At 68.4% G+C, this 22780-nt stretch carries 23 protein-coding genes; 4 read left to right on the top strand and 19 right to left on the bottom strand.

Annotated features, from left to right (window positions below; genetic code table 11):
• Nucleotides 1-185: 185 nt before the first annotated feature.
• Nucleotides 186-818, top strand: coding sequence for a hypothetical protein (locus tag QRN13_RS13940; protein ID WP_284878387.1), 633 nt, complete (start codon nt 186-188; stop codon nt 816-818).
• 60 nt (nt 819-878) lie between these two features.
• Here QRN13_RS13940 and QRN13_RS13935 read toward each other — a convergent pair whose 3' ends face one another.
• The 3 genes from QRN13_RS13935 to QRN13_RS13925 all read right to left on the bottom strand — a co-directional run bounded on the left by QRN13_RS13935 (nt 879) and on the right by QRN13_RS13925 (nt 5318).
• Nucleotides 879-2813, bottom strand: coding sequence for a ParB/RepB/Spo0J family partition protein (locus QRN13_RS13935; RefSeq protein WP_284878386.1), 1935 nt, complete (start codon nt 2811-2813; stop codon nt 879-881).
• A 235-nt stretch (nt 2814-3048) separates the two neighbouring features.
• Entirely contained in the window at nt 3049-4026 is a 978-nt protein-coding gene (locus tag QRN13_RS13930; RefSeq protein ID WP_284878385.1) for an SEC-C domain-containing protein, read from the bottom strand.
• Nucleotides 4026-5318: a hypothetical protein gene (locus QRN13_RS13925; RefSeq protein ID WP_284878384.1), complete on the bottom strand. Its 1293-nt coding sequence runs from the start codon at nt 5316-5318 to the stop codon at nt 4026-4028. Before QRN13_RS13925 ends, QRN13_RS13930 begins: the two co-directional genes overlap by 1 nt.
• Nucleotides 5319-5612: 294 nt before the next feature.
• Between QRN13_RS13925 and QRN13_RS13920 the strand changes: the two genes are divergently transcribed.
• Nucleotides 5613-6764 carry a hypothetical protein gene (locus QRN13_RS13920; protein ID WP_284878383.1) on the top strand — a complete coding sequence of 384 codons (1152 nt, stop codon included), beginning with the start codon at nt 5613-5615 and terminating at the stop codon, nt 6762-6764.
• A gap of 192 nt (nt 6765-6956) precedes the next feature.
• Here the strand turns inward: QRN13_RS13920 and QRN13_RS13915 are convergent, their stop codons facing one another.
• The 10 genes from QRN13_RS13915 to QRN13_RS13870 form a co-directional block, all read right to left on the bottom strand.
• A complete protein-coding gene (locus QRN13_RS13915) occupies nt 6957-8087 on the bottom strand; it encodes an acyltransferase family protein (protein WP_284878382.1) in 1131 nt (376 codons plus the stop codon).
• On the bottom strand, nt 8084-8494 hold the full coding sequence (locus QRN13_RS13910) for a hypothetical protein (RefSeq protein WP_284878381.1): 411 nt from the start codon (nt 8492-8494) through the stop codon (nt 8084-8086). The genes QRN13_RS13915 and QRN13_RS13910 overlap by 4 nt, the downstream gene beginning before the upstream one ends.
• A 4-nt stretch (nt 8495-8498) precedes the next feature.
• Nucleotides 8499-8942, bottom strand: a complete 444-nt coding sequence (gene copM, locus QRN13_RS13905) for a CopM family metallochaperone (RefSeq protein ID WP_284878380.1) — start codon at nt 8940-8942, stop codon at nt 8499-8501.
• Nucleotides 8943-9024: 82 nt separating this feature from the next.
• On the bottom strand, nt 9025-9933 hold the full coding sequence (locus tag QRN13_RS13900; protein ID WP_284878379.1) for a cation diffusion facilitator family transporter: 909 nt from the start codon (nt 9931-9933) through the stop codon (nt 9025-9027).
• Nucleotides 9930-10529, bottom strand: a complete 600-nt coding sequence (locus tag QRN13_RS13895; RefSeq protein WP_284878378.1) for a cation efflux transmembrane domain-containing protein — start codon at nt 10527-10529, stop codon at nt 9930-9932. Before QRN13_RS13895 ends, QRN13_RS13900 begins: the two co-directional genes overlap by 4 nt.
• On the bottom strand, nt 10529-13750 hold the full coding sequence (locus QRN13_RS13890) for an efflux RND transporter permease subunit (RefSeq protein WP_284878377.1): 3222 nt from the start codon (nt 13748-13750) through the stop codon (nt 10529-10531). The genes QRN13_RS13895 and QRN13_RS13890 overlap by 1 nt, the downstream gene beginning before the upstream one ends.
• A gap of 11 nt (nt 13751-13761) precedes the next feature.
• A complete protein-coding gene (locus QRN13_RS13885; RefSeq protein ID WP_284878376.1) occupies nt 13762-14940 on the bottom strand; it encodes an efflux RND transporter periplasmic adaptor subunit in 1179 nt (392 codons plus the stop codon).
• Nucleotides 14940-16193 (bottom strand): TolC family protein, encoded by a 1254-nt coding sequence (locus QRN13_RS13880; protein WP_284878375.1) that lies wholly within the window; start codon nt 16191-16193, stop codon nt 14940-14942. The genes QRN13_RS13885 and QRN13_RS13880 overlap by 1 nt, the downstream gene beginning before the upstream one ends.
• A gap of 58 nt (nt 16194-16251) precedes the next feature.
• Nucleotides 16252-16605, bottom strand: coding sequence for a hypothetical protein (locus QRN13_RS13875; RefSeq protein WP_137721998.1), 354 nt, complete (start codon nt 16603-16605; stop codon nt 16252-16254).
• Between the two features lie 130 nt (nt 16606-16735).
• Nucleotides 16736-17413 carry a cation efflux transmembrane domain-containing protein gene (locus tag QRN13_RS13870; RefSeq protein WP_284878374.1) on the bottom strand — a complete coding sequence of 226 codons (678 nt, stop codon included), beginning with the start codon at nt 17411-17413 and terminating at the stop codon, nt 16736-16738.
• Nucleotides 17414-17468: 55 nt separating this feature from the next.
• On the opposite strand from QRN13_RS13870, the gene QRN13_RS13865 reads away from it, so the two are divergent.
• On the top strand, nt 17469-17894 hold the full coding sequence (locus tag QRN13_RS13865) for a MerR family transcriptional regulator (protein WP_017505586.1): 426 nt from the start codon (nt 17469-17471) through the stop codon (nt 17892-17894).
• A 12-nt stretch (nt 17895-17906) separates the two neighbouring features.
• On the opposite strand, the gene arsH is transcribed toward QRN13_RS13865, so the two are convergent.
• From arsH to QRN13_RS13840, 5 genes are read right to left on the bottom strand one after another with little or no spacing between them, the layout of a single operon-like run.
• Complete coding sequence (gene arsH / locus QRN13_RS13860; protein ID WP_284878373.1) at nt 17907-18674, bottom strand: arsenical resistance protein ArsH; 768 nt, start codon at nt 18672-18674, stop codon at nt 17907-17909.
• Entirely contained in the window at nt 18674-19090 is a 417-nt protein-coding gene (gene arsN2, locus QRN13_RS13855) for an arsenic resistance N-acetyltransferase ArsN2 (RefSeq protein WP_284878372.1), read from the bottom strand. Before arsN2 ends, arsH begins: the two co-directional genes overlap by 1 nt.
• Nucleotides 19090-20169: an ACR3 family arsenite efflux transporter gene (gene arsB, locus QRN13_RS13850; RefSeq protein ID WP_284878371.1), complete on the bottom strand. Its 1080-nt coding sequence runs from the start codon at nt 20167-20169 to the stop codon at nt 19090-19092. Before arsB ends, arsN2 begins: the two co-directional genes overlap by 1 nt.
• Nucleotides 20166-20591 (bottom strand): arsenate reductase (glutaredoxin), encoded by a 426-nt coding sequence (gene arsC / locus QRN13_RS13845; protein ID WP_284878370.1) that lies wholly within the window; start codon nt 20589-20591, stop codon nt 20166-20168. The genes arsB and arsC overlap by 4 nt, the downstream gene beginning before the upstream one ends.
• A gap of 7 nt (nt 20592-20598) precedes the next feature.
• On the bottom strand, nt 20599-20934 hold the full coding sequence (locus QRN13_RS13840; RefSeq protein ID WP_284878369.1) for an ArsR/SmtB family transcription factor: 336 nt from the start codon (nt 20932-20934) through the stop codon (nt 20599-20601).
• 135 nt (nt 20935-21069) lie between these two features.
• Between QRN13_RS13840 and QRN13_RS13835 the strand changes: the two genes are divergently transcribed.
• Nucleotides 21070-21363: a helix-turn-helix transcriptional regulator gene (locus QRN13_RS13835; RefSeq protein ID WP_081600486.1), complete on the top strand. Its 294-nt coding sequence runs from the start codon at nt 21070-21072 to the stop codon at nt 21361-21363.
• Here the strand turns inward: QRN13_RS13835 and QRN13_RS13830 are convergent.
• Entirely contained in the window at nt 21317-22570 is a 1254-nt protein-coding gene (locus QRN13_RS13830; protein WP_284878368.1) for a tyrosine-type recombinase/integrase, read from the bottom strand. The two genes, QRN13_RS13835 and QRN13_RS13830, sit on opposite strands and share 47 nt — an antisense overlap.
• Nucleotides 22571-22780: the final 210 nt, after the last annotated feature.

The raw sequence follows: 22780 nt of genomic DNA, 5'->3' as shown, positions 1-22780 counted from the left end.
CAACGTCGACGGCAAGGCGTAGACGGCGTTGGCGATGTCGCGCGGCGACTCCGTCAAGGTGCCGTGAGCCTGCATCCGTGCGTACAGCGAACCTGTGGGCATCTCTCGTTCCGGTATGGCGACGGTTTTGATCCTAGACCGCTTCGCGCTAAGAACAATATGCGAACACCTGACAGGACGAGACGATGATGGAAGTGATGCGCGACCTTGAGGTCCGCGGGACGCGCGCGGAGATCGATGCGCTGGTCGACCATATGACGCGCGCCGCCGAGGCGCCGTGGGCGCGCTCGGCGGAGGGCGAGGCGAATATCGGCGACGACAGCTATCGCGTCTTCTCGCGAGAGGCCGACGGCTCAATTCCGGCCCTCGGTGTGGCCCTGCATCTGGAGCCGGAGGGAATTCAGATTGTGAACATCGTTCCCCGCGACGTCGGCAACCTGGGTACGACCGTCTACAATGCGGCCCTTCAAGAGTTCCTCGAGCAGCTGGTTCAGCCGGCGGCGGCGGCGCTCTCGTTGTCGGTGGTCACTTCGCTGCCCCGCACCTCGCTCGCGGCGGAAGTCGGCCCTGAGATCGCGCGACTGCTCGTGCAGTTTTCGGGTGCGGCCAACCAGTCGTCAGGGTCATCGCATCCTGCGGATTTCAGACGCTGGGCGACCTTCCTCGCCACCGTGCATCGGAGCGGCAAGCGTCTCGATACCGATCTGCTCTTTGCGACCCTGCGAGAGCAGGGATGGCCGAAAGAGAAGGCCAGCCATCTCGTCAGCGAGTTCGAGTTCGCTCGCGAGCTGCTCAAGGTCGCTGACGATGTGAGCTGACGCTCAACAAAAAGCCGCGCGCCCCCAAAGGGCGCGCGGCGAGTTTTCGCCTCGGGCGTCCTATTCGGCGGCGAACGAATAGGCGTCGCCGTCCGGCGGCGGGCTCTCCTCGCCCGCCTCCCCATCCGGCTCCGCCGCGTCCGACACCGTCCGCAGCGGGACGGGCAACCACCCCTTACCCTCCACCAGCCGTTCGGCGGCCTCGGCCATGTCCGCCTTCTTGAACCCGGCGATCCGCGCAGCCTCTTGGGCGCCCGCTGCCTCCGTCACCGCCTCCAGCACCTTGGGTTTGGCGACGCGGCTGAAGTAGCTGGCCGCTGTCGCCGTCCACGTCCCGGCCATGTCGAGCCCGACCGCCGTCGCCAGCGTCTCGGCCTGCGCCAAGGCGCCGGGCCTGCGGTCGTGCGGATCGCGCACGGCGTAGAGGCCGACCCCCGCGCAGCAGGCCATCAGGTCCAGTTGGTCCGACGGCGCCAGACCAGCCACCACGCCCCAGAGGTCTTCCGGACGCTCGGGAAGGCGCGCGCCCCACGCCTCGCACCGGTCGCGGACGCGCCGACCGGCGGGACCGTCGTCCACCCCCGGCGCCAACCGCTCCAGACCGGTCGCGAGCGCCGCGTTGACGTCGGCCTGCACCGCATCGCGCAAGCCCATGGTCTTGTGCGCCGTCAGATCGATCAGCAGACGATCCGACAAGGCCGAAGGCGTCTCGCCTTCGGGCGCGTCCGCGCCTGCCTGCGTCCCATCCTCGGCATCGTCGTCCGCCGCCCCTTCCTCCGGCCACGGCGACGGCGGATCGGCGGGCACGTCTTCGGCCCGGACCAGACCGCGTTCGAAGCGGGCGAGGCCGTCATGACCGAGCATCACCATGACCCCGGCGCGCGCCCTGGCCTTGGGCGCATAGGCGAAGTCAGGGCCGAAGGCTTGCAAGGCCTTGTCGATCTCCTCCAGCCGTGCGTCCGCCTCGGGCGACAGGCCGTCGTCGCCCGCCTCCGAAACGATGCCGTCGTACTCCTCGGACAGGGCCGCGATCTCGGCGGCGTCCGCCTCCGACCGCTCGACGGCGACCGGATAGACCCGCCCGAACGCGGACAGGTCGGGATACTCCAGCCCCGCCTCGGCCCACTTCCAGCCTTCCCGCTCGCGCGCCTCGTCGGCCAAGCCGGTCAGCTTGTCGGCTACCAGCCGATCCAGCAGGACCACGTCCTCCAGCCAGCCTCCGCCGTCCTCGGTGAACAAATCCCGGAGGATTCCGCCGCCCGCTTCGACGTAGGCCTCGACGCCGACGAAGCGGACGCGCCGGTCGCCCACCGCCACCTTGGCCTCGGTCATGGCGCGGCGGATGGCGTGGATGGGACGATACTCGCCCAACTGCTCGAACACATGCCTCTGCCGGTCCTGATCGGCGCTGACGCAGAAGGCCATCAGTTGGTCCAAGGCCAGCGCCCCGTCCCGATAGGCCGCCATCAGTTCGGGCGCCGCCGCGCCCAACCGCAGCCGCTGGCGCACCACATGAGCCGACACCCCGAACCGGGCGCCGATCTCCTCGGGACCGTAGCCCTTTTCGACCGCCAGCCGCTGGAAGGCCTCGAACTGGTCGGCGGGATGCATGGCCTCGCGGGTCATGTTCTCGTCGAGGCTGATCTCATGGGCGTCGTTCTCGGCGTCCACGATGCAGCGCACCGGGTGGGTCCGCTTGATCGCCTTGCGCTTGGCCAGCAGTCGAAGCCCCTGACGGCGCCCCTCGCCGATGGTGACGAGGTAGTTCCCGGTCGGGACGCCCTCCCCGTCCCGCTCGATCTCGACCACGGGCGGCTGCAACACCCCCTTGGCCTTGATGGAGGCCGCGAAGGCCTCGATGGTCGCCGGGCTGTGCGGGGTCTTTCTCGCATTCTTCTGCGAGGCCTTGAGCCGGTTCAGCGGAACGATCACCTCCGCGCCGTGCTGCGGCGCGGTCGCTTCGGTGGGGGCGGTTTGGGTGGATTGAGCAGTCATGTCTGCCTCCTTGGGCAAGGGTTGCAGGCACGCGAACTGCGCGCCTGAAACCCTGCCCGTCGGCGAGACCGGGGTAGCAAGGGCCAGGGCGGACCGGCCGGAGGGGGATCGCCCGACCTGCACAAGCCTGACCCTGATGATTGTCATGACGCCCCTCGCCGGCGCGGAAGGTCGGGGAGACCGGCCGGTCCGGCGGCGAAGCCGCTTCACCCTGGCCCGCGCGAGGGCGGAGCCCTTAGCCCTTGTGCGAGGCGCGCCAGGCGTCCTTCTGGCGCGGCGTCGCGGGCTTCAGCTTGAGGAAGACGATCTGACCGGGCCTGGCCTCGCCCCAGCTGACGTAGATGCGGCTGCTCCGGTCCGGCCCCACCACATCGATCATGTGGGGTCTGAGCACTGCGTCGGACGGCGTCGGCGCACCCTCGTGTTCGAGGTGGAACTTCAATCCCAGCCCTTGCAAGCGGAAGATCACCGCGACCAGCCGGCCCTGATCCTCGTCGATGACCGGAAGGGTCGAGACGGCCGACCGGCCGAGGGACGCCTCGTGGGCGTCCGCATCCATCGGCACCTCCAGACGCATGAGGCTACGGGGCGGAGTCGCCATCAAGGCGTCAGCGATGTCCGCCATCGGCGGCGGATAGTCCCGGAACCGGTAAGGTCCAACCTTGAAGTCCATGCCCGTCGCATAGAGGCCGGAAAGGGTCTTCATCGCCCACAGCTCGAGCGCCTCGCCGGAGATGAGGGTGGAAAACCGCTTGCGCGACAGGGACGCCTTTGTGGCGTGCATCTGCGCGGCCTCGAGCGCCAGAAACGCCCGCTGGGCATGGGCATCCAGGGGCGAGAGCGCGGAGTTATGGCGCTGACACAGGATCTTGGATGTCAGGGCGTCGGCGGACGTCGCCATGACCGGCTCCGCCTGCCACGGCATGCCCCTCACCTTGAGGCCCGGCCGGCTGATCAGGCCCCGGCTGATGTAATGCTCCCTGCTGATGGCGCGCGAGCAGTCGCAGGACCGGTTGAGATAGCATCTGGGGTGGGCATAGCCGGTGGCCGGCGGCGTCGGATGGATCGGACCCAGCTTCAGATGGGGCCGCCCGTCGGGGCTCAGACAACAGTCGCCGAACGGCTTCCCGCTTTCGCAGGGACAGCGGTCGCCGCGCGTCCAGGGGAAATCCCATTGATCCTGGGGCGGAACGATCCAACGCCGGGACGCCATCAGACCTCCGACGGCGGATAGGTCGTCAGATGATAGCCGCCGATCCAGCCGATCCGCTGGCCGTCATAAGCGATCATCGCGAACACGATCCGGGCGATGATCTCCCGGACGAACTGCACGTGAGGCCAGAGGCCCGACCCTGCCGAGGATCGCGGCTCGTCGGCGCGATAGTGGCCGCGGTGCACGATCTCGTTTCGGACGTTTACCGCACGATCCAGCGCCTCGAGATCGAGATCGGCGACCGGTACATTCCACTGCTTCATGAGCAGCCTGACCTTGTCTTTCAGCGGCCGGCGATTCAGGTCCGCCATCTTGCCCGGCAGGGCCGCCAACAGCGCTTCAAGGTCAGGATCGCCGTGAGCGGTCGGCGCCGCCGCCCGCATCGCGGTCGAGAGCCGTTTGAACCGCGCCGGCGAGAGAAAATGGCTCTGGCGGGACGTCAGGTTGGCGTGGCTCAGGTTCTCGAGAACGGTCATGGCCTGAACCAGCCGCATCTCCGTGTACCCCGCGGCCATCACATACCACTCGAGGGCGAACATCAGCTGCTCGACCTTGAATACTGGTTCAAACCAGGCGTCGACGGCCGCGCGGACGAAGGGCTGCTGGTTGAGGAAATGGATGACGGGCTGATGGGTGTCGCCCCCGCCGGCCTGCTCGAGGACTTCGAGCGCCCACTCCGTGCCGCTCGCGTACTCCAGGGTCGGGCCCTTGAGGTTCCGACCGGCCGCGAAGCTCGTCATGAGCCTGAGATACTCCAGCAGCCGTCCCGCCTCCGCCCGCCAGGCCGGCAGGTCTGCGACAGCGGACGGCGCGACCAAGGTTATGAAACCCGAGATCGTGTCGTCGACGGGCTTGGACGAGCCGCCGCCGACATAGATCGTTCCGAGGGCCGTCTCGACCTGATGCCGGCTGAAGCCCCGAAACCCTCGCAGCCCCATGCGCAGGAACGGCTCTTCATCCGTGCGCGCGGCTGTCAGGGTCGCCAATTGGGCCTGCCCCTTCAAGGCGAGATAAGACCCCTCCTGATCGTCATGGACTGGCGCGTTGAGGTGCAGATGATCCGTCGTCAGCGTCACCTCGCCCGACTGCGCGACGAGGCTGAAGTAGGACACCATCTCACCGGGGTCGTCGAGGCCGCGCAACCAGGCGGTCGCCCTGCTGAAGGGCAGTTCCTCGAAGTCGAAGACGAGCGATCCGGACGGGGTCAGGGTGAGTTTGAACGCCACATCGTGATGGTCACCGCCCCTTGAGAGGCGGCCCGAGAACGCCTGCGGCTTCCGGAAATCCAGCATGAGACGACGGTAGTCGTTCCGGACGCCTGCCGAAACCGATGAGCTCTGTCCCAAAGACGCAGAGCCAAATCCTCGACCATTCGATCCGGCGCAGGTGGACGGACCAACAGCAGCGCTTGCTTTTCCGCGGCGTCGGCGTAGCCTTCCTTCAACGCCGTCAACGTCGGCGTGGCCGCTGCCCTGGCGAAGGACCCTTGGTCCAACGAGACGCACCCCACCCTTTCACGACCGCATCCTCCTGTCGGCCGCGAGAGACGAGCAGCAGTTTCGATCTGGCCGGGAGAGAAGGATCAAATGTACTCCACCCTCGACGGCGCGAAGGCTCGCGCCAAAGAGCTCAAGCGGTTGTTCGACGACAGCGGCTTTCATGTTCCGCTGCACCGGTGTCAGACCGCGGTTGCGAACGCCGGCGGATTTCAGGACTGGCATGACCTCCAGGCCAATCTCCGCACCGGCAGTCGCTCGCAAGACGGCGACGCCTACCGCAGACGACTTCTGGCGGCGCTGCCGCCAGCCTGTCGCGGTCCGCTCGCTGAAGCTTGGAATCCCGACCCGGACGCCGAGGATCCGCCCGGCGACGGCATACCGCCGAACTTCTTCCGGGACGTCATGCCGTATGTGTTCGCGACCGAGGTTCTGCACCGTACCCAGACACCGCTGATCCGCCCGGGCTCCGGCACCGGCCAAAGGCTGCGGCAGGCCATGGTCTGCGGCGTGCTCATGAACATCCACGGCGGACATCAGCGGACCCCCACTCTGGACCCTGAGACGCTGGCCCTGGACTATCCCGGCGATATCGCGTCGGTCTTTCGGAGCGAGGCGAAACATCCTCGATTTGCACGGGAGCTCGCCGTGCTGACAGAGGCGGGCGTGCTTGAAGTGATCGATGATCGCCAGCGCGGACCCGCGATCCGGGTTCTGGCGCCGGTCGGACTTCCGGACGAGCTCGCCCGGCAGGCCGTCCTCGACGTGGAGTACGCCGTCCAGGTGAATGACTTCGAGGCCGACGATTACACCGAAGGGCGCGTCACGCGCACGATCCACGAGGCCCTGCTCGCTCTCGGCGTCGACGACACGGTCAAGGTCGCCGAAGCCATCCGGGCCCAGCACGCGCCGGAGTACGTCACGCCGTCCGGGGCCATGCTCGAGCTTCTTCGTGGCTTCGCTCTGGAGGGGCGGGTTCGGGCCTTCGCTCACGGTTATCGGATGTTCAGCGTCATTCACCGACTGAACGCCACCTTCGTGGCGGCTCAGGCGCCGGCGATGATCGGGCACTATCTGGCCGCTCATCACGGCGTCTCGGACCAGGCCTGGGCCCAGTGGTTGAAGCGCCATCCAGACTGGGGCGGCCAGTTGCGTGAGACACTGGCAGACCCGGCGCGGTTTGAGGGTTTCGTTTCCACGACCGCGGCTGCACTTGAGGCTGGGGAGAGCGAAGCCGCCTGATCGATCGACAAAGCTTGGCCGCCGTCGACAGCGACGCGGCCAGGCTCGGTGGCGCTGAGCGTGCCCGGGATGCCGACAGGTCACTGTGTACGGAAGCCACCGGACGCGAACCCTACCAACCCTTGCCGTCGCTCGCCGCCAGCTCGCTTGGCGTCCGGGGTCGGTACAACGGCGCCGAGGTCCGGGGCCGCGTCAGGCCACCGGCCGATCCGCGCTGACCCCCGGCGCAGGCGTCGCAGGCCTCGGCGGGTTCAACCAGGCCTGGACCGGCCGGTCGAACCCATACCGGAACGCCGCCGCCCCCATGAACGCCGCCGCCAGACCGGCGGCCCAGACGCCCCAGCGCATCCCGACGGACCAATCCGACTGACCGACGGCGTCGAAAGCACCGAACCAGACGATGCGGGTCACCTCATTGGTGAGGAACATCGCGAACGACATCAGGCCGAGCTGTTCGATCAGGCGCGACGGGCGCACCACGGGCAAGGCTCCGGCCGCCCAGATGATGAGGGTCATCAGAAGAAGACAGGCCAGACCGAAGGGCCCCGCCGACTGCAGGAGCGCCAGGGCCCCGAAGGCGCCCAGGCCCAGGATGGCCGCGACGGACGGGCGCACGTAGACGCGCGCACCGACCACGGCGGCGGCCACGCCCAGCAGGAATAGCGGAAAGGCGCGAAGGAACCCGAACCGCAGCGGAAGGCGATAGACCGGATCGCCCAGCCAGACGCGGCTGGCGACGTCGGCGGCGAAAAGCAGGGCGACCGCGAGCGCGGCCGTGGCCCAGGGCCGACCCCAGAGCGCCCGGCAGATCCACGGCAGGAGCAGATAGCAGCCGATCAGGGCCGACAGCGTCCAGGTCGGCGCGTTCCAGCCGACGCCGCCCGGCACGCCATAGGCCTGCACGAGCAAGGCCTGGGCGGGCAGCTGGCTCCAGTCGAACCATTGGGGATTGCTCGGTCGGACACCGGCCAACGCGGCGGCCGAGACGAGGGCCGCGAGACCGGCGATCACGGCCAGATGGGCCGGGAACACGCGCAGCAGCCGCTGCCGGGCATAGGCCCCGACGTCCATCCGGCCCGAGGCCAGGCGCTCGCCGTAGATCCGGGCCAGCACATAGCCGGAGTCGATGATGAAGAAGTTGGTCAGCAGAAACCCTCGGTCGAACACCGGATGGATCTGTCCGAGCGGCAACGGAGCCGCTTCCCGGAAGTGGTAGGAGATGATCAGCGATCCGGCGGCGAACCGCAGCACGTCCAGCCAGCCGCCGCGCGCGATGCGCGCGGGGCGGCGGGCCTGACCTTCCAAACCGGAACTGATCGTCATTCGCGCTTCCCTGTGGCGGCGGGGCGTTCGTTGGCGTGAGGATGGTAGTGCACGTCCGCCCGCACCCCGTACAGGATGAGGGTTCCGGCGACGCAAAGCACGCCGAGCCCGCCGGCGATCATCAATCCGGCCCGGTCGCGGGGTCCGAACACCAGACAGCCGCCCGTCACCAGGCTCATCATCACGCCGTAGCCGATGTAGAGCGGCGTTCCGTAGGCGCCGAGCAGGGAGAAGGCCATGCACAGGACGAAGAAGGCGGCGACCAGGCTGGCGCCGACGGCGATCACGACATCGAGCACCGGCCGGGGTTTCGGCGGCGGGTGCGGGCTCGAGCCGCGGCGGCCCTTGTAGCGCCCTTCGCGCCAGCGGATGCTGCGGCTGCGGACCGAGAAGCGCTTGCCGGCCATGAGGTCAGGGCCGTGCAGGATCGGCCGGCCCGTCGTCGTGCCGCGCCAGCATGATCCGCATCCGAAGGATCTCGCCTTCCTGTGCGCGGATGATCTCCTGCGCCAGGCCGCGCACGTCATCCGCCTCGCCCTCCTCCACGGCGATTTTGGCCATGGCGATCGCGCCCTCGTGGTGGGCGATCATGCCGCGCAGGAAGTCGATGTCGGCATCGCCGGAGTAGTCGATGTTCATCGCCTGGTGCATGCGGTCAGCGGCCTCCTGGTAGGCGCGCGTCGACGGCGTATCCGAGGGCGAGTCGTCGTGACCAGCGTGCGCATCGATCGCCCGCGCCTCGACCGGCGGCGGGGCCGAAGCGTCGGGGGCGCCTCGGCGGGACAGAAGGCCGAAGGTGAAGGCGGCGACGGCGAGGAAGACCGCGATCACCGAGATCCAACCGGTGCGCTTCATGGCGTTTTCCTTTGAGTTTGAAAAAGGGTCCGGATCTCGTCGCCCGTCATGGCGGCGGACCGGGCTGGGTCGTCGCTTCGGGTCATACGTGCAGACCTCCGGCGTCACCGCAGGGCTCGAGCTCGGTCTGGACGGTCGTGTGATGCAGGTCGAAGCGCTCTTCGAGCATGTCGCCGACGGCCTGTCGGACAGCGTCGGCGTCGGCGCCCTCCGCCAGCACGACGTGAACCGTGCAGCTCGCCTGATCCGCGCCCGACACCCAGACGTGGAGGTCGTGAAGGCTGGCGACCCCAGGGGTAGCGAGGATGGCGGCCCGCACGTCCGACAGGGCCACGCCGCGCGGGGCGCCCTCCAGCAGGATGTGGGTGGTGTCGCGCAACAGGATCCAGGTCCGGGGCAGGACCCACAGGCCGATGGCGATCGCGACGATCGGATCGACCCAGCGCCAGTCCGTCACGGTGATGACGACGGCGGCCACGAGGACGCCGAGCGATCCGAGCATGTCCGCCCAGACCTCGAGATAGGCGCCCTTGACGTTGAGGCTGCGATCCTTGCCGCTCGACAGGATGCGCATGGAGATCAGATTGATCACCAGGCCGGCGGCGGCGACGATCAGCATGCCGATCGAGCCGACAGGCTCCGGAGCGACGATGCGCTTGATCCCCTCGTAGAGGACGTAGCCGGCGACCACGAAAAGCAGGACGGCGTTGAACGCCGCCGCCAGGATCTCGAACCGCCTATAGCCGAAGGTGCGTTTCTCATCCGCCGGCCGCTGGCCGATCTTGATCGCCAGCAGCGCGATGGCGAGGGCCGCCGCGTCGGTGAACATATGCGCGGCGTCCGACAGCAGGGCGAGGCTGTTGAACACCAGGCCGCCGATGACCTCGACGATCAGGAAGGTCCCGGTCAGCGCCAGGGCGATGGTGAGCTGCCGGGCGTTGGCCCCGGCGGTGTGGTCGTGGGCGTGGCCGCTGGAGTGGTCGTGGGTCATGAGGCGCGTTCCTGTGGGTGGTCGGAGGCGGCGTTGGCGTCGCGGAGGATTTCGACGCCGCCCTTGATGGCGATCGCCGCGACGAGGACGCCGACGACGAGGTCGGGCCAGGCCTGGTCGAGCCAGAGGACCAGACCGCCGGCGACGAGGATGCCGCCGTTGGACGCGAAGTCGTTGAAGCTGAAGGTCTCGGCCGCCTTCATGTTGACGTCGCCGCTGTGCTGGCGGCGGATGAGCTGCAGGCAGATCAGATTGACCACGGCGGCGACCAGGGCGAGCGCCATCATGGTTGGACCGATCGGCTCGGTTCCGGTGATCACCCGGCGCACGGCGTCGACGAGGACGCCGGCGGCGAAAACCAGCAGCATGATCCCCGACGCCCTCGCGGCGCCTCGTTTCCAGGTCCCTGCCCGCCCGATGGCCAGGAAGCTGATGAGATAGACCGCCGCGTCCGAGGCGTTATCCAGCGCATTGGCCAGCAAGGCGCTGGAATCGGCGGACACGCCGCCGATTCCGAGCGCCGCCGCCAGGCCGGCGTTGAGGCCGAGAACCGTCAGCAGCGTCCGGCGCTGCCGACCATCCTGGGGCCGGGCCATCAGTCTTCGATCCCCTCGTCCTTGCGGTGACGCACCGCCTTGGCCGCGAAGGTCGGGAGGACCAGCAGGGTCAGGGCGGTGGCGGTGATCAGGCCGCCGATGACGACGGTGGCCAGCGGCTTCTGGACCTCGGCCCCCGCGCCGTGGGCGATGGCCATCGGAATGAAGCCGACGATCGCCACCATGGCGGTGGTAAGCACCGCCCGCAGGCGGCTGGACGCGCCCTCGATGGCCGCGTCACGGGGCGGCAATCCCGCCTGGAGCCGCTCGCGGATCGCCTGCATGAGCACCAGGCCGTTGAGCGTCGCCACGCCGGAGACGGCGATGAAACCGACCGCCGCCGAGACGGAGAACGGCATGCCGCGCAGGAGCAGCGCCAGCGCCCCGCCCACCAGGGCGAGCGGCACGCAGGCGAACACCAGACCCGCCTCGGCGAAGGAGCCCAGCGCCATGAACAGCAATACGCCGATCAGGACGAAGACGATCGGAATGACCAGGCCCAGCTGCCGTTCGGCGCGCTTGAGGTTCTCGAACTGACCACCCCAGTCCAGGCGGACGCCCGGGGGGAGCTGAACCTGATCCACCGACCTCTGGGCGTCGGTGACGAAGCCGCCCAGATCGCGACCCCGCACATTGGCCTGGACGACCATGCGGCGGCTGCCGTCGTTGCGGCTGATCTGGTTCGGTCCCTCGGCGCTCTGGATGCGCGCGACCGAGGACAGGGGCACGGTCACGCCGGTCGATGACACGATCGGCAAGGCCGCCAGCGCCGCCGGATCGTTGCGCGCGGCGTCGGGGAGACGGACCACGACGTCAAAACGCCGGTCGCCCTCGAAGATGCGGCCGGCCTCGGCGCCGCCGATCGCGGCCGAAACCGCTTCGGAGACGTCCGCCGCCGACAGGCCGTAGTTGGCCGCGGCGAAACGGTCCACGCTGATCGTCAGGGTCGGCAGGCCGGACGCCTGTTCCACCCTTACGTCGGCCGCCCCGTTGGTCTGGCGCAGGGCGTTGGCCACCTGGTCGGCGACCCGCTGCATGGTGGCGAAGTCGTCGCCATAGACCATGACCGCCAGATCGGTCCGCACCCCCGAGATCAGCTCGTTGAAGCGGAGCTCGATCGGCTGGCTGAATTCGAAGTTGTTGCCGATCTGCCGCGACGCGACTTCCTCGAAGCGGGCGATCAGCTCTTCCTTCTCCAGACCCGGGTTGGGCCAGTCCTTACGGTCCTTCAGAACGATGACGCTGTCGGATATGTTGGGCGGCATGGGGTCAACCGCCGCTTCGGCGGTGCCGGTCCGCGAGAACATGGTCTCCACTTCCGGCTGGGCCTTGATCGCCCGCTCGATCGCCATCTGCATGGCGAGCGACTGCTCGAGCGACGCCGACGGAACCCGCAGCGCCTGCATGGCGATGTCGCCTTCGTCCAGGGTCGGGATGAACTCCCGGCCGAGGGTGGTGAAGGTGACGCCGCCGATGACCAGGGCGCCGAGCGCCGAGAGCAGGACGATCTTCGGACGATCGACGGCCGTGCGAATGGCCGGAGCGATCCAGCGGCGCGCGTGGCGCAGCAGGAAGGTCTCGTGCTCGTGGGCGTGGCCGTGTTCGTCGACCTCGACCTTCTTGGGATCCCGCACCAGGAGCGCCGTCATCGCCGGCACGAAGGTGAAGGAGAAGATGAAGGCGCCGACCAGGGCCAGCATGACCGTCGCGCCCATCGGGATGAAGGTCTTGCCTTCGACCCCTTCCAGCATCAGCAGGGGGGTGAAGACCAGCAGGATGATCAGCTGACCGAAGGCGGCCGGCTTCACCATCTGGCGCGCCGCCGCGGCGGCGACGCCGAGACGTTCGTGCCGCGTCAGCATGCGCCCGGCCTCCGCGCGCTTCTGACTGAGCATCAGCAGGGTGTTCTCGACAACGACCACGGCGCCGTCGACTAGAAGACCGAAGTCCAGCGCGCCGAGGCTCATCAGATTGCCGCTGATGCCGAACCGGTTCATGCCGATGACGGCGAACAGGAAGCTGATCGGGATCATCAACGCCGTGATGCTCGCCGCGCGGATGTTGCCGAGCAGCAGGAAGAGCACGACGATGACCAGGAGCGCGCCTTCGGTCAGATTGCGCGCCACCGTGGCGATGGTGGAGTTCACCAGGGCGCTTCGGTCCAGCACCGTCACGGCCTCGATGCCGGGCGGCAGGGTCTTCTGCACCTCCTCGAGCCGGTCGCCGGCGGCCTGGGCCACGGTGCGGCTGTTGCCGCCCGCGATCATCAGGGCGGTGCCGAGAACCGCTTCGTGTCCGTCGCGGCTGGCGCCGCCCAGACGCGGGGCCTGGCCGACCTCGACGGTGGCGACGTCGGCGACGCGGACCACAAGGCCGCTTCGATTGACGACAGGCGCCTGGGCGAGGTCCTCGACGGTCGAGGCCAGGGCGTCCGTGCGGACCGTCAGGGCCTCGCCCGCACGCTGGACATAGCCGGCCCCGGCCTGGGTGTTGGCCCGATCGAGCGCCTGGATGAGGTCGCCCATGCCGAGCCCGTAGGCCGACAGACGCGCCGTATCCGGACGAACCGCATATTCCTTCACATAACCGCCGACCGTATCGACGCCGGCCAGGCCGGGCGCCGTCCGCATCTGCGGAGCGATGATCCAGTCCTGCACGGTGCGCAGATAGGTGGCGCGCTGTTGCGGGGTGGTGAGGAGATCGCCTTCAGGCGTCAGATAGGCGCCGCCGGCCTGCCAGCCGGTCTGGCCCGGCTTGGCCAGGTTGGCGCTGTTGAACGGCTTGTAGTCCACCGTCCACATCAGCACCTCGCCCAGGCCGGTGGTGATGGGCGCCAGCGCCGGTTCGACACCTTCGGGCATCGTCTCGCGCGCCTGCGCCAGTCGTTCGGCGACCTGCTGACGGGCGAAATAGATGTCCGTCTGGTCGGTGAAGATGACGGTCACCTGGCTGAAGCCGTTGCGGCTCAGCGACCGGGTCGAGGTCAGACCGGGGATGCCGGCCATGGCGGTCTCGATCGGATAGGTGACCTGACGTTCGATCTGTTCGGGGGCCAGGGCCGGGGCGACGGTGGTTACCTGCACCTGACGGTTGGTGATGTCCGGCACGGCGTCGATCGGCAACCGTGTCAGTTCGAGGAGGCCGTAGGCCGCGACGAGCGCCGTGGCCAGGACGATGAACCATCGGAATTTGACCGAGAGTTCGATGATGAATTTGAACATGCGCGCGCCCCCTAGTGGCCGTGCTCGGCCTCGCCCTTGGCGAGTTCGGCTTTGAGGAGGAAGGCGTTGGTTCCGGCGACCCGCTCGGACCCGTCGAGGCCGCGCAGAATCTCCGTGCGCCCCCCGGCCTGGCGGCCGACGAGCACGGGGCGCAGCTGGAAGCCGTTCGGGACCTGGATGAAGACGACGCTGGCGCCGTCGACGGTCTGGATGGCTTCCGTCGGCACGGTCAGGCCTCCGGCGGCTTCACCCGTCACGATCGCGCCGGTGACGGCGGAGCCGGCCGGCGGCAGGGTCGCTCCCGTTGGGCGCGCCCGGATCACGGTGGCGCCGCTTTCCGCGCCCGCCCCGGCGGCGACGCCGGTGACGACGGCGTCGAAATCGCCCGGGGGGCTGGAGACCCGCAAGGTCGATCCCGCGCGGACAAGCGCCGCAAGGTGCGGCGGCGCATTGAATACGAGTTCGACGCGGGCGGGGTTGGTCACCTCGGCGATCACGCCGCCCTGCGGGACGAAGCCGCCCGGGCCGACCTGAACGCTGGTGACCACGCCGGCGATCGGGCTGTTCACGCTCAGCCGTCCGGCGGCGTTCGGCGATCCGGCCGCGCTCGACCGCGCGCGGGCCGCCCGGGCCGCCGCCTCGGCGCTCAGCAGCTGCGCCCGGGACGCCTCGACCTCTTGCCGGGCGACGACCCCTTGGTCGGCGAGGTTGCTGTTGCGCTGATAGGCCTGGCGCGCGACTTCGGACTGGGCCGCGGCCGCATCCGCGTCGGCGCGGAAGGTGGCCGCATCGCCGCTCACGAGGCTGGCCAGGGGCTGGCCGATCCGAACGGACTGGCCGGGCGCCACCAGCACCCGTTCCACCCGTCCGCCGACGGACGCGGCGACGGCGGCGCGGGCGTCGATCATGGGTTCGACGCGACCGGAGAGCCGGGTCTCGGCGCCCCCACCCCGACCGACGCCGACGACGACCAGATTGGCGGCCTGGGCCTGGGCGGCGCTGAGAGCGACGAAGCCCTCGGGCGCTTCGGCCTCGCCTTCGGCGTGACCGGCTTCGCCTTCAGCCGCCGCGCCTTCGGCGGCGGGCGGATCCGACCGTCCCATGGCGAGGTAAAGACCCCCGGCCCCGAGGATGACGAGGGCGGCGACCCCGCCGATCAGCAAGGTCTTGTTGGAAGTGCGCTTGCGCATCATTGGGCTCCTTGGAAGGGGGCGCGGCCGTCCTGGCGCGCGAGATCGATTTCCGCGCGGACCCGGGCGAGGCGGGCGTCCACGGCGGCGGTTCTGGCGTTGACCAGGGCGGTGCGGGTCGCGCGAAGCTCGAGCTGCGAGATCCGGCCCGCCTCGAAGCCGATCCGCGAGAGCCGGTAGGCTTCTTCGGCAGAGGTCACCCCGGCGTCGGCGGCGTTGACGCGGCTCACCGAGGCGCGGAGGCGCGCCTGTGCTGCGGCCCGGTCCGCCTGGGCTTCCTGGCGGGCGGTCATCAGCCGGGCGTCGGCCGCCCTGAAATCCGCCTGGGCGGCTTCGATGTTGCCGCGGTTCCGATCGAACAGCGGCAGGGGCAGGCTGAGGCCAAACGTCAGCGCCGTCGCGTCTTCCGCCTCGTAGCGGCGAAGACCGATGCTGGCGCTGACGTCCGGTCGCGACCGGGTGCGTTCAACCGCGATGCGGCTTTCGGCGGCCGAGCGCTCAGCCTCAGCCACGCGCACGGTCAGCGTCTGGTCCGTCGGCGAAAGGGCGGTCGCCGGCGCGAGGTCCAGCAAGCTGACGTCGATGGTCGTCACCGGCTCGGCGAGCATGGCCACCGCCGTGAGCCGGGCGAAGGCCGCGTCCCGTTCGGCGATGGCTTCGTCGAGACCGGCGCGCGCGGCGGCGGCTTCGCTCTCGCCCTGGATGCCGCGCAGAAGCGGCTCGCGCCCCTCCTCCACCAGCACCAGGGCCGCGCGGGCGTCGGCGAGGGTGAGGCTCAGGTTCTCCTCGGCCAAGGTCGCGCGCCGCTCGGCCGCCTCGGCCTCGGCGTAGACCAGCGCCAACCGTCCGGCGGCGTCGACCACGGCCAGGTCTCGTCGGAGCGAGGCGGTCCCGGCATCGGCGCGGGCCGCGTTGATGCGAGCCGTGCGTCGACCCCAGAGCTCAAGATCCTGAGTGATCGAGAGCGTGGTCTCGGCATTGCCGTAGCCAGAGAAGGGCCCGCTCCCGAACGCGTTCTCGGCGTCGAGGGCGAGGGTCGGGTTGGGGCGGACACGCGCCTGGCGCGCCCGGGCTTCAGCGGCGTCCAGAAGCGCGCCGGCTTCCAGGGTGAGCGGGGTCTGGTCTAGCCGGGCGAGGAGCTCGGCGAACGAAGGCGCAGGGTCAGCCCACGCGGGGCTGGCCAGCACAGCCGCGAGAGCGGCGAGCGCGCAGCCGACCGCGAAACGCGGCGGCCGGCGATATGAGGCAGGCATGATTCATCTTCCAGACGGAGTGACACGAGAGAGCCCGCGCGGAAGCGCGGTCGTCGTGTCAGGCTCTGGGAGGGCGTTTCAGTCCGTCGGGCGCGATGGAGCCGAAGAGATCGCTCAGGGGCAACGCGTGGAGCGGCCGGTCGAAGGCCTGCAGAGGCAGGTCCTCACCGACCGTCGTGCGAGCGGCGGCGGTATGATGGCAATGGCCGTGCGAGCAGATGCCGTGGTCCTTGCCGCCGGTGTGGTCGCCTTCGGCCGGATCGTGATCGACCAGGGCGTGGGCGGCGGGCGGTTCGGGCTGGCAGGTCGCTGCGTCAGCGATGGGCGCGACGAAGAAGGCGGCGGCGACGAAGGTCACCGCCAGAATCAACTTCGCCCATGTCACCATCGACCAGGTCATCGGCGGCTGCATACTTTCGTTCGCCCGTATCGGCAATCTGTTACAAAATACGCTGCTCCGGCCGCCCCGGCCTTGCGCGACGGGAACGCGCTCCGGCCCGCCCTGCTGCGACGACCGGTCACGCCGGATCGGGCCCGGCGGATCAAGCGCCCGCTCCAGGCAGGGCGGCGGACGAGCGAGCGTTCACGCGGGTCTCGACGAGCGCCTGACGGGTGATCGACCATGCGGATTGAAGGAAGATGAAGGCCAGCAGGGCGCCGGCGGCGAGATCCGGCCAGCGCGATCCTGTCAGCCAGACCAGACCGCCCGCCGCGGCGACGCCGAGGCTGTGGGCCAGGTCGTTGCGCGTACAGAGCCAGACCGATCGAACATTGGCGTCTCCGTCCCTGAAGCGCAGCAGCAGGGTGGCGGCGACCAGGTTTGCGGCGAAGCCGAACAGACCCAGGCCCGTGATCACGAAGCCCTCCGGCGCGGCCCCGGTCATGGCCCGCCAGACCGCGAAGCCGAGGACCGACAGCCCCAGCACGACCAGGCTGGCGCTCTTGGCGAGGGCTGCGCCGGCGCGGAGGCGCACCGAGCGGCCGATAACCCAAAGGCTCACGGCGTAGGTCACGCTGTCGGCGAGGAAGTCGAGGGCGTTGGCGGCGAGCGCGGCCGACCCCTGCGCGAGACTGCCGGCCAAGACCGCGACGAAGCCGACGAGGTTGATGACGATCACGGCCACCAGCACGCGGCGATAGGCCGGCGTGGAGCCGTCAAACTTCACATCGTGTCCGCAGCAGCCGGCGGCCGGGCGGCAGGAGGTCTCGCTCGTGTCCATGAAGACTGGTCTACATCCTCTAGTCACTAGAGGATCAAGCGCCTATTTTCAGCCGATGACGCTCACTCCCGCTCCGCATCTGACCATCGGCAAGCTCTCCGCCGCGACCGGCGTGAAGGTGCCGACCATCCGCTTCTATGAGCAGGCCGGGCTCCTGCCCGAGCCGCCGCGCACCGCCAGCGACCGTCGGCTCTACGACGAACCCGCACTACGCCGGCTCGGCTTTATCCGGCACGCCCGCCAGTTGGGCTTCGACCTCGACGCTATCCGCTCGCTCCTCGACCTTGCCGATCACCCCGACCGCACCTGCAGTGACGCGAACGCCATCGCGGAACGGCATCTGGCCGATGTCACGGAGAAGATTCGGCAGTTACAGGCGCTCCAGACTGAACTTTCACGGATGACGGCCGACTGCGCCGGCGGCCGGGTTTCAGCCTGCAAGGTCATCGAAGTCCTTCAGGACCGAGACTGCCGACATTAAGCAGACCGACATTCAGGCGTTTGGTCGGGATTGGGGCGCAATCGCGATGGACGAGAGATCGTTTGCGGCGTCGATCGGAATTCCGACCGCCTTGCGCTCGGAATAGCGATCGACCAGCCGGGCAGCGTGGGGCCGGGTCAGGATGGTGAAGCGAACCAGCTCCTCCATCACGTCGACGATGCGCTCATAGTAGGCGGACGGCGTCATCCGCCCGGCGTCGTCGAACTCCTGGAAGGCCTTGGCCACGCTCGACTGGTTGGGGATGGTGATCATCCGCAACCAGCGACCGAGCAGCCGCAGAGTGTTGACGGCGTTGAAGCTCTGGGATCCGCCGGAGACCTGCATGACGGCCAAGGTCCGACCCTGGGTCGGGCGCACGCCGCCCATGCTCAGGGGCAGATGATCGATCTGCAGCTTCATCAGACCCGAGACCTGGCCGTGCCGCTCCGGGCTGCACCAGACCATGCCCTCGGACCACAGGGCGTGCTCGCGCAACTCGCGCACCGCCGGGTGATCGTCGTCGCCGGGCGAGCCCGGAAGGGGCAGGTCCGACGGATCGAAGATGCGGGTTTCACACCCCATCCATTGCAGCAGACGGGCCGCCTCCTCGACGCAGAATCTCGAATAGGACCGTTCGCGCAGCGATCCGTAGAGGAGCAGGATCCGCGGCGGATGATCGTGCGGCCCCAGACCGCGGGCCGGATCGGCCGAGAGATAGGCCTTGTCCAGGGCCGGCAGATGATCCGGATCAGGCAGCGGGCGCAGGCGGGAAAAAGTCATCACAGGTCCTTGGTCAGATAAGCCGCCGACGCCGGGCAGAGCCCCGCGAACTCGCGGGTCCGCCGGATCGTCTCGGGCGCCGTTTGGCGGTTCGCCGCCCGGTAGCCGTGCCGGGCGAAGAAGGGTTCGGCCGTCGTGGTGAGCAGATGAAGGCGTTCGCCGCCAAGATCACCGGCGACGGTTTCGGCGGCGGCCAGCACCCGGGCTCCCAGGCCGCGCGCCTTCCGGTCGGGTAGCACGACCAAGGAGCGGAGCAGCAGGTCGCGTCCCTCCCCTTCCAGACCGACGTAGCCGACCATGGTGCCGTGGTGATCCGCGCTGAAGTAGCGGCCGGCCTCAGGCGCAGGCAGGCCTTGGGCCTGCAGCGCGGCGATCAGGCCGGCGTCGGTCGCCTCGATCAGATACAGAACCACCATCACCCGGCGTCCGGCGGCGGGACCGTGTCCGGGAACCAGCGCCGGCCCATCCAGAGGGCGACCGACACCAGCAGGATCAATACCGGCACCTCCACCAGCGGGCCGATGACGGCGGCGAAGGCGACCGGCGAGGCCAGGCCGAACGCCGCGATGGCGACCGCGATGGCCAGCTCGAAATTGTTGGAGGCCGCGGTGAAGGCCAAGGCCGTGGTGCGCGGATAGTCGGCCTCGATCAGCTTGCCCATCAGGAAGCTGACGACGAACATAACGAAGAAATAGATCGTCAGCGGGATAGCGATGCGCAGGGCGTCCAGCGGCAAGGCCACGACCTCTCCGCCCTTGAGGCTGAACATGGCCACGATGGTGAACAGCAGCGCGATCAGGGTGATCGGCCCGATGCGCGGCAGGAAGCGGTGCTCGTACCAGTCGGCGCCCTTGCGGGCGATCAGACTGCGGCGGGTCAAGAAGCCGGCAAGGAACGGAACGCCGAGATAGACGAGCACGGCTCCGGCGATGGTCCAGACGCCGACATCCACCACGCTGCCCTGCAAGCCGAACAGCGGCGGCAGGACGGTAAGGAAGAGCCAAGCGTAGAGGCTGAAAAACAGGATCAGGAAGATCGAGTTGAAGGCCACGAGACCGGCCACATACTGGTTGTCGCCTCGGGCCAACTGGTTCCAGACCAGCACCATGGCGATACAGCGCGCCAGGCCGATCAGGATCACGCCGGTCATATATTCCGGCTGATCGCGCAGGAAGATCACCGCTAGAGCGAACATCAGCACCGGACCCAGAATCCAGTTCTGGACCAGCGACAGCGCGAGGACCCGCTTGTCGGCGAACACGCGCGGCAAGGCCTCATAGCGGACCTTCGCCAGCGGCGGGTACATCATCAGGATCAGGCCGATGGCGATCGGGATGTTGGTGGTACCGACCGAGAGGCTGTCGACCCAGGCGGGCAGGCCCGGCACCATGGTTCCGAGCAGAACGCCGACGGCCATGGCGGCGAAAATCCACACCGTCAGCCAGCGATCAAGGAACGACAGGCGGCGTGGCGACCTGGCGGGCGCTTCGGTCATCGTCCCACCCGCCGGCCGTCGGCGTCGATGACGACCTCTCCGTCTTCCTTGGTGAAGGGCTTCAGGTTCTCGACCGGCAGCAGGTCCAGCACGGCTTCCGACGGGCGGCAGAGGCGAACCCCCAGGGGACCGACGACGATCGGGCGGTTGAGCAGGATCGGATGGGCCTCGATCGCATCGAGCAGTTGCTCGTCCGTCAGGCCGGGGGCGTCGAGACCCAGTTCGGCGAAGGGCGTGCCCTTGTCCCGCAGCAGGTCGCGCAGGGGGGAGCCGGTCCGCCCGGCCAGCCAAGCGACCATGGCGCGCGACGGCGGGCTTTTCAGATATTCGATGACGTGGGGCTCGATCCCGACGTGCCGGATCAGCTCCAAGGCGTTGCGAGACGTCCCGCACGCGGGGTTGTGATAGATTACGATGTCCATGGCGTCCTCACGAGCAACAGGGCGCGAGGTCTGCCAACAGCGGCTCGCACAGGTCCGCCCTGCCCCCACAGCAGTCCTTGAGCAGGAACAGGACCAGGTCGCGAAGCCGGTCCAGGTCGGCCCGATAGATGATCGACCGGCTGCGACGTTCCGACTGGATCAGCCCCGCCCGGCTTAGGACGGCCAGATGGGACGAAAGCGTGTTGGCCGGGATGGCGAGGTGATTGGAGATGTCACCGGCCGGCAGACCCTCCGGTTCGTGACGGACAAGGAGACGAAACGCCTCCAACCGGGTCGACTGCGCCAAGGCAGCGAGAGCGAGAATCGAGGCTTCGGTTTCCATATTTCCGAATTAGTCGAAATATGGAAATATTCAAGCCGCTGATGCCAGGGGATGCGCAAGCCTACGGTGGAGAGGATACGGCTAGGCCTGTCGCAATCTTTCGAGTTCGATTCTCCCAGCAAAGCGGAGATTTCGATGGCCCAAGCCAGCCCACCCCTACGCCGCACGATCAAGAAACCTGAACTGCACCAGATGGTGCCGCTCGCCGACAGCACCATCTGGGAGATGGAGCGCCGGGGCGAGTTTCCGAAGCGGTTCCTTCTGACGCCCCGCTGCGTGGTCTGGGACCTGGCCGAGGTCGAGGCGTGGCTCGAGCGGCGCCGCAACCAGCCGATCCGCCGCGCCCCGCCGCCCGATGTCCGCCGACGCGTCAGCCGACCCGTCAGAACTTTGGATCGAAGCGAGGTCCCTCTCCCTCCGGCACACTGAGCACCGGCGTGAACGTCCGCCCGGCCTCCCAGGCCTCGACCGCGTCCGACCACTGCTGCGCCATATGCCGTCGCTGCATCTCGAACTCCGCCTTGTTGTAGACCCCGCGCGACGACCGCTCCTCGTGAGCCAAGCCCTTTTCGATCCAGTCCGAGTTGAACCCCATCTCGTGCAACAGGGTCGAAGCCGTCCGTCGCAGGTCGTGCACGGTGAACGGCTCCAAAGGCAGTCCCCGCTTCTTCGCCAGCTCGGCGATGGCGGAGGTCACGCGATTGAAGGTCGCCCGCGACATCGGCGCGTCCGCGTCGTAGCGCGACGGCAGGATGTATTTGGAGTTTCCGGCACAGGTCTTCAGGGCGATCAGGATGTCGAGCATCTGGGTCGACAGATAGACGTTGTGGGGCCGGGAGCGCTTCATCCGCGCGGCCGGGATCGACCAGACCGCGTTCTCGAAATCCACCTCTGGCCAGACGCCATCCTGCAGTTCGCTCTTTCGCACCATGCTGAGCAGGATGAACTTCAATCCGAGCCGGATCGTCGGCAGCGTCGCCACCTCGCCGAGAAGCCCCAGCATGATGCGGATCTCGCTCGGCGACAGGCTGCGGTCTCGCGGCCGGAAGGTCGCGATCGACGCCGGCCCGACGCCGTCGGCCGGATTGTCGATCTTCTCTCCGTGCAGGATCGCCCAGGCGTAGATCTGTTTGACGATGTCGCGCACATGGATCGCCGTCGCCGGCGCGCCGCGGTCCACGATGGTCTTGCAGTGCGCCCGGATGTCGTCGGGAGTGATCTCGCTGAGCAGGCGGTTTCGCCACTGCGGCAGCACCTCGCGATTGAAGATCGACCGGCGCATGTTCCGTGTGCTGTCCGCCATCGGTGCGGTGTCCATCCAACGCTGGGCGACATGCTCGAAGCTGCGCGCCTCTTTCAGACGACGCTTGGCGCGCTGCTTCTCCAGGGCGGGCGACACGCCGTCCGCGATGGTCCGCTTGATCTCGAACAGACGTTCCTGCGCCTGCGAGAGGCTCAGACCGCCCCGTCCGTAGCGCCCCAGGGTGAGCGTCTCTCGCCGACCGTTGAAGCGATAGTCGTAGCGGAACGAGATCGCTCCCCCGGGCGAGATGTAGGCGTACAAGCCGTCCCTGTCGGTACTCTTGTAAGGCTTTGATTTAGGATTCAAATTCTTCAGAGCGGCATCGGTAAGCACGGTAAAACCTCCTCGCACCGGACAGGCCCGGAAATCGGCGGTTCGAGGTCGATATTTTCTCGCCTTTTCAGCGTCTTGCTTGAAAAGAATACCGTCATCGGCTCGCCGTGGCCCAGACGGTATGAGCCGGAATCCATGGGAGCAACGGAGCGCGATACCGTCAGACAGGTCGGCATCACGAAAAAAAGACCCTCCGAAAGGCTCCGAAGG

It is taken from the genome of Brevundimonas sp. MEB006b (genome assembly GCF_030209705.1).
Taxonomy (GTDB): Bacteria; Pseudomonadota; Alphaproteobacteria; order Caulobacterales; family Caulobacteraceae; genus Brevundimonas.
The sequence above is the reverse complement of the archived record's forward strand: the minus strand, read 5'-3'. Positions and strand labels throughout refer to the sequence as shown.